This window comes from Methanospirillum sp. (assembly GCF_035560735.1).
GTDB lineage: Archaea > Halobacteriota > Methanomicrobia > Methanomicrobiales > Methanospirillaceae > Methanospirillum.
In genome coordinates, this window is sequence record NZ_DATMYY010000407.1 from 1 (window position 1) to 3,941 (window position 3,941).

At 41.7% G+C, this 3,941-nt stretch carries 3 protein-coding genes; 1 reads left to right on the plus strand and 2 read right to left on the minus strand.

Features of this window, described 5'->3' with window-relative positions; translation table 11 throughout:
* Positions 1 to 1,654, plus strand: a 1,654-nt coding sequence (locus tag VN429_RS12130; RefSeq protein ID WP_325633701.1) for a PAS domain S-box protein, incomplete at its 5' end; no start/stop codon positions are given.
* Between the two features lie 54 nt (positions 1,655 to 1,708).
* Here the strand turns inward: VN429_RS12130 and VN429_RS12135 are convergent.
* Positions 1,709 to 2,701 carry a hypothetical protein gene (locus VN429_RS12135; RefSeq protein ID WP_325633703.1) on the minus strand — a complete coding sequence of 331 codons (993 nt, stop codon included), beginning with the start codon at positions 2,699 to 2,701 and terminating at the stop codon, positions 1,709 to 1,711.
* Between the two features lie 197 nt (positions 2,702 to 2,898).
* Complete coding sequence (locus tag VN429_RS12140) at positions 2,899 to 3,915, minus strand: hypothetical protein (protein ID WP_325633705.1); 1,017 nt, start codon at positions 3,913 to 3,915, stop codon at positions 2,899 to 2,901.
* Positions 3,916 to 3,941: the final 26 nt, after the last annotated feature.

Below are 3,941 nucleotides of genomic sequence, written 5' to 3' on the forward strand. Positions count from 1 at the left end.
CCCGGCTGCCGGAACCAACCATCTTAATGCTGTTGATTTCTTTGGTTCGCCTGCAGAACTGGAAGAAGTTATTAAAGCCCTTTTAAACGATGAAAAGATAACAGATTTTGAACTCAGGCTTATTACCCGACTCGGAAGGGAGTTCTGGTCACTTCTCTCTGCTAACCTAATAACCATAGATGATATTTCTGCCGTGTTTATGGCGTTTGCTGATATTACGCATCAAAAAGAACTTGAAACGGCAACTCTGAAGAACAAGGAACTCTACAAATCCATCATACGGACATCTCCAGACAACATAACAATGGTTGATATGCTTGGAAAGATCTTTATGCTCTCTCCTGCAGCATTTCAGATGTTCGGGTACTCGTTGCATGATCACTACCCGTACGGAACGCCTTTTCTTGATATGATTCATCCATCAGACCGGGGCAGGGCAAAACATGATATCAGAAAACTCAAGACAGGAAAGAACACCGGGCCAAGCGAGTATAAAGCATGGAAAAAGGATGGGACTATCATCTACATCGAAAGCCATGCAGAAGTTATCAGAGATGAGCAGGGAAGACCGGACAGCATCCTTTATATTATCCGTGACATCACCAGAAGAAAAGAGGCAGATAAGATCATCAGGGAGAATGAAGAACGATTTACCACAATATTTCAGGAAGTCCCTGATCCCCTTCTCATCTTCAGACCTGATGGTACAATAATTGATCTCAACAGGCAATGTGAACAATGGTTTTCAGTTGATAAGAAAACCTGCATCGGGACACTTCTTCAGGATACGAATCTTTTTCAGACAAAGGACGAGGAACAGGACATTACCGGGATCATTCTCAGTCTTTCTCCTGGAGATAAAGTGGAGACACAGATTCCGCTCCCAGATGGAAGTAAACGCCATACCATTCTTTCAACTCAATCCATCACGATCAGCGGTGAACAGGCAAGGCTGCTACTGATAAATAATATCGATGAGATAAAAAAGGCGTATCAGGCTCTCGCCCTGGCTAACAACCAGATCAATCTTCTAACCAGCATAACCAGGCATGATATTCTCAATAAGGTGATGCTGATTTCAGGATATAGTGAGATCCTCAAAGAAGATATTGAAGATACTACCGTGATCGAGACCCTAGAAATCATTTCTCAGTCAGGAAGAGATATTCAGAATCTGATAGGATTTACCAAGGAATACCAGGATCTCGGATCTGTTCAGCCTAAGTGGCAATCGATTCACTACCTCATGAAAAAACAGGTTATCAGTTCTCTGATCACTGATATCGCCCTCACTCTTCCTGAGGAACAACTGGAGATATTTGCTGATCCCATGCTTGAAAAGGTCCTTTACAATCTTGTTGAAAATTCTATCCGACACGGAGGGACGATAACCAAAATTTCACTATTTCATGCATATTCAGGAGAAGACTGTATCCTTTACTATACCGATGACGGAGTTGGTATCGCTGAGAAGGAGAAGAATATAATCTTCAAAAAGGGATTTGGTAAAAATACCGGGCTTGGGCTCTTTATCATCAGAGAAATCCTGATTCTTACTGGTATTACGATCAGGGAGACAGGAATTCCGGGAGGCGGTGTCAGGTTCGAGATACACATTCCTGCCGGGTCATTCAGGGTTGCCGAAAAACAATAGATTGAATCGGAACCCTTCTAGAAATAGGAACTCATTCAATACTTTCATTCACTTTTAGCCAGCTATTCTTTCACACAAAGAGAGATCAGGGAAGTATCTGCTTATCTGGTATCCGATATCTGAAAGAAACTGCATAACTTCATCAGATGAACGGGCATGGAATGAACCGGTAAGAAGGGGTGAACTTTGTGCCGATGAATCAAATCCTGATGACGACTCACCCGGATGCATTCTCCAGAGGAGGGAGAATGGGGTTAGAAATCCTGCAGATGGCATAAGATTGGGTGAAGCCGGACCATACAGGCTCAGTGTTATTGAAAGTCCCTGGATCTCTATTCTGAACATTTTTTCAGGTGAATCATCAAGAAAGTACCCGATGATAAGGCTGTCAAGATCACGTATAACCAGGGCAAATGGATATTCGGTATACATTTCACCTGTTTTTACTTTGTTTACCCCCTGCATAAAGGATCGGACGATAAACCGGTCAACACAATCAAGCCGGTAGCAGAGTGCCCCATACTCTAAACACGGAGTAAACCAGTCTCGCATCGTCTCGAAAGAGGCCTTACAGGAACAAATCTGTCCGAGAAGTGAATTAACATCAGAGTAATCATCTCCCAAAAAGTACACGATTCTTTCTTCATCAAAGATAAAATCAAGGTTTTTCAACGTGACCTGAAGGGAATATAATCGGGAGATCTTCTCATGTAAACCAGGCATGGATTCACACAGGTCCTGATCAACCGACTGTGTCATGATATGTACCTGATCTGAAATTATCTCAAGTAACCTGAAAAGACCGGGGATGGTTATTTTTCCAATTGGGCTTTTATGAGAACCAATAATTGTGGATCGATATGTGAAGGGTATATGCTCCTTTTGCATCAGGTCATCCAGGTGTAAAACCGGCTGATTCCGTGCATTCCTGAGGGAAAGACTGATCACCCTGATGACCTCGATTGCCCGGTTTGAAGCATCTATTCCTTGAATTATCCTTTGCTTACGATTTGTCACCCGTGAAAGACAATAATCTGAGTTCACCATTTTTCCTCAAATTCACCTGCCTTCCGGCACTGCATTCGAAGACAGGAAGATAATTCTCTTCTGGCTTTAACCGCCATAATCGTTATCTCATGAAACTATGGAGAGACAAGAGGTGAATAGGGGATCAAATATCCTATTGTAAGATCATTGCAGAAAAAATTGGATTTTTTACAAGAGACAATTATGTCTTCAGGTGATCAGGTTGAAAGTCCGAATGTCTTTCTTGCAGTCTCAAGTGTGTCGCCAGTCTTCAGACCACCACCGTACAGGATTTTTATGGCTTCCTTATCGAGGTCACTGAGTTCACGGTTCATTCCCTCATTCCTGTAGAAGATACTTTCTTTATTTTTGTATGAAACGCCGTGAAGACCCATGCTGTAAAGCAGCCCTTTCAGAATGTAATATCTCTGATCCTCTTCGCTCAGGGTATTGACTAGGTAAATATAGTCGTCATTTACTACCCCGATAAGTATCCCGTTTTTATTCTTTATCAGGTGATCACTATCCTTCTTTTTATCATCATAGTACTGTTGAAGCATTTTTTCGGTGAAGATTTTAATGTTGTAATAGTTGTATGGGATCACTTCATAATTTGACTGAAGGAAACCAAGAGTGACATCTTCATCTTCAAATTCTGTGGTACCTGACAGTGAGTTGAACATGATTGAGAGATTCTTCACATACGCAATTTCAGAATCTGTATAATACCCATCAAGCCAGAACTGATACTTTTTGTCTGATTTAAAGAGTTTTATCTTTGAATTGTCAAGACCGAAGGTGATGTCAAGCAGATGCAGCACTACATCCTCCTTATCAAACTCCTTCCCAGTACTTCCGGTATCCTTCTCAATCTGCATCAGATCACCACGGAGAGTCAGACCGTGTGATGAGACGATTCCAAGAACATAATCCTTATCGTTCTTTATCAGATATTCATCCTGGCCCATCTCTTTCTGGAGTTTATCCAGTTCTGATGCCGGTACAATCCTGATATTGTAATAGGTACCGTCGGTTTCATCAGATCCGGTATGAACTAATGCTTTTTTCTCTGATTCGGCGGATTTAGTCATACTACTTACATCAGGTATAGTTCCATTGACTGTATGGTTGGTAACCATACCACTGTTTTTCTCTCCGGATTGACTGATACATCCCGCCAGTATGACTGTACATATCAGGGTAAAAAGAACCAGATAAACGGCTTTGATCTTCACGATTTATCTATTAATCTCAGTTATAT